We start from the raw sequence: 2,999 nt of genomic DNA, 5'->3' as shown, positions 1-2,999 counted from the left end.
TAGCTTGCCCTAGCTATTAGCAAAAAAATATGAGAACCGACTGATGCCGATTCCCATTGTTTACATTTCCACAAGGCCAGGTGATTTGTGATTTTCCATAATTAGTGAGAATGGCATCCAATATTGACAAATATAATTACTAGCATTTTTTCATAATTTATGAGAATTAATACAATTTCAATTAGATTCCTTTACTATTTGAAGTTGAGTCACATCTAACTATTACTGCCCATTTCTATAATATTGTTATCCCCCCTCTCCTCCCCTAATCAATGCTTTTTCACTACAGTAAATAAAACAGCCCTTTTATTAAACAACTAATTATCCAATAGATTACATCTTTCGACATAGATATTATAAAATTGGGCCTTTTTTAATATTTTATAGTATTTTTTGTATGTTAATATTTAGTATAGATAGGTCTTTGATCTTAAATATACAAAAATAGGAGATGAGATTTTGGCTAGTGAAATAGATAAAAAAGGAATTAGTTGGTTTAAAGGGGTACTTTCTTATCAAAACCAAACGGAGAAAATTAGTGCAGAACAGCAAGAAGTAGTAACTGATATGATTGTAGATGAGTCGGCTAATACTATTAAAGAGTATGAGCAGCCAGTTTTAAATAGTAATAACAACTTATTTTCAAAGGATGACCAGGATAAAATAGCATTGGATGTAATTGTTTCTATAGAAAACATGCTTAAGGAACGCCAATTGCAGTTTTATAAATACAAAGGGCTTGAGGATCAATTATTTACAGCAAATGAAACGATTAATCGTTTTAAGCATGATCAAATAAAGAAAGACCAACTTTTACAAGAAAAGAATAAGGAAATTCGTGATTTAGAAAATAACCTAACTAACAAACAAATGAGGTATGATCAGCTCCTTGAGGATTATAAGGAATATCAGCTTACATCAAACATGGAGTATGAAAAGATCTCAAATCAACTTGAAACCGAAACGGCTAAATACAACAAACTTAATGAAGAATCAACGAATGCTCAATATCAAAGTATGTTAAAAATCAATGAGCTTGAAGATAAAATTAGAAACCTAGAAATAGAAAATCAAAAATATACTGAACAATATCAAAAACTTGTAGATGATAAGGCTCAGTTAATGCAAACCATTAATGATTTTACCGAGAAAATGTCCTTCTCTTTCTCAACAAAGGCAACTGCTTCTAATCTATCACAATCGGAATAAACAGCTAGAAGTTAGTTAATTACAACTAGAGAAGGAAGTGCAACCATGGCAGTCTACCACGGAAAAGTACTTGAACTAGTATCTATTGAAAAGAGTAACGAAAAATCATATTTACGCATAAAGTTATCCTTTGAGCAAGAAGATGTACTGTTTTGGGAAGTTGACAGTGATACTGCAAAGAATTTAATGACAATATCTGAATTTGATAAAAAACATAAATACAGATTATCATTACATACAACATTAGACACAATCAAAAAGCAATACATAAGTTTTATTACAAGAACATACCGTGATAAAAGTGACCGAATTTATTTTGCTTGTTCAATGGATTACAAAAACAATTTAGATTCTATTAAAAACACACAAAATGTTAACGATTTTAAAAAACTACCATTTTTATCTACTAATCTATCAGCAATTGATGAAAAAACAATTGAACAGAAAAATAAGCAAAATGAAGAATTGATTTCAAAAGGATACAAGATTCCGCTTAAATGGGTCAGTGTTGCCATGATTGGTGCTATTTTTTCCATACTGTTTGGATATTCAAATCACTCGTATGTAAATACGCCTACCATCAAAAATATCACTATTCCAATCGCAGAAGCTAAAACTGCCGAAGTCAATTTAATAAATAAAAAAAACGTTGTTACACCAGCTACAAAATTAGTAAAAGATGAATCCACGCAATCTAGTCTTCCTTATATTAAACTAGATGACTCCATAACATACAGCATTCCAGAAGGCTATGTGTCCCTTACATTCGATGATGGCCCTTCTAAATATACAGTGGAGATCGTTGATATATTAAAGAAATACAAGGTTGGTGGTACTTTTTTCTTTATAGGAACTAATGCAAAAAAACATCCTGACTACGTTCAATATGTTCAATCAAATAAATATTCGATTGGTAGTCATTCTATGAATCATTTAAAATTGTCGGATCTTTCTTATGAAAAACAAGAAGATGAATTTATTCAAGGTACTAAAGCAATAGAGGAAATTACGAATGAAAAAGTAGTCCTCTTCAGACCACCTTATGGAGCGTTTAATGAACAGACAAAAGATACAGTGCATAATTACCAAAACAAAATGATACTTTGGAATAGGGATCCGAAAGATTGGAAAACTCGTGATACAGATAAAATATATAATTTTATTCGTAACACGGAAGCATCGGGATCAATAATCCTTTTGCACGAATCTCAAGCTGTCATTGATGCTTTACCCAAAATAATTGAGCACTTGCAGGAACAGAATCTAAAAATCATAAATTTACAGTAAATGATCTCAAGATAATTTTTCCAAAAAATAAAAAGCAGATCCTCTAGATCTATAAATTACTTCGTTCTATAGGATCTTTGTTTTTAGGTTACGATATGCTATTAAAAAACTCGTTTATTCTTCGCTGCCACGAAACTAAATATATGCTACTATTAGAAACTTCAAATCAAGAAATGTTTTATCGTTTTGTACATACTCTAAAAAGCTCTACCATTATCGATGCAGTAATATGGGGCAATTTTTACCGATAAAAAAATTGAGGATTATATTACTGCTTTTAAGAAACTCAAAAAATGGTAAAATATACAGTTCTTACAAAATCCTTGGCAGTAACAGAGAAAAAGGGAATTATATATTTAGATGGCAAGTAAGAGTATTATAAAGAAAATGAAGACGATGTGTTTAAGAAAACATCGGGCTTCTCTATGCCAATCGTATTAGAGTTAAGCAATGGTGAGGAGTTAAATATTAAAGATTAAAAGTCACTAAGAGATGGGAAAAAT

2 protein-coding genes are annotated in these 2,999 nt (G+C 30.6%); both read left to right on the top strand.

Annotated features, from left to right (window positions below; translation table 11 throughout):
• Nucleotides 1–459 precede the first annotated feature (459 nt).
• Nucleotides 460–1,209 (top strand): hypothetical protein, encoded by a 750-nt coding sequence (locus V7149_RS13265; protein ID WP_335346105.1) that lies wholly within the window; start codon nt 460–462, stop codon nt 1,207–1,209.
• A gap of 45 nt (nt 1,210–1,254) precedes the next feature.
• Nucleotides 1,255–2,496 (top strand): polysaccharide deacetylase family protein, encoded by a 1,242-nt coding sequence (locus V7149_RS13260; protein WP_335346104.1) that lies wholly within the window; start codon nt 1,255–1,257, stop codon nt 2,494–2,496.
• Nucleotides 2,497–2,999 lie beyond the last annotated feature (503 nt).

It is taken from the genome of Bacillus sp. JJ1503 (genome assembly GCF_036965125.1).
Taxonomy (GTDB): domain Bacteria; phylum Bacillota; class Bacilli; order Bacillales; family Cytobacillaceae; genus Cytobacillus.
The sequence above is the reverse complement of the archived record's forward strand: the minus strand, read 5'-3'. Positions and strand labels throughout refer to the sequence as shown.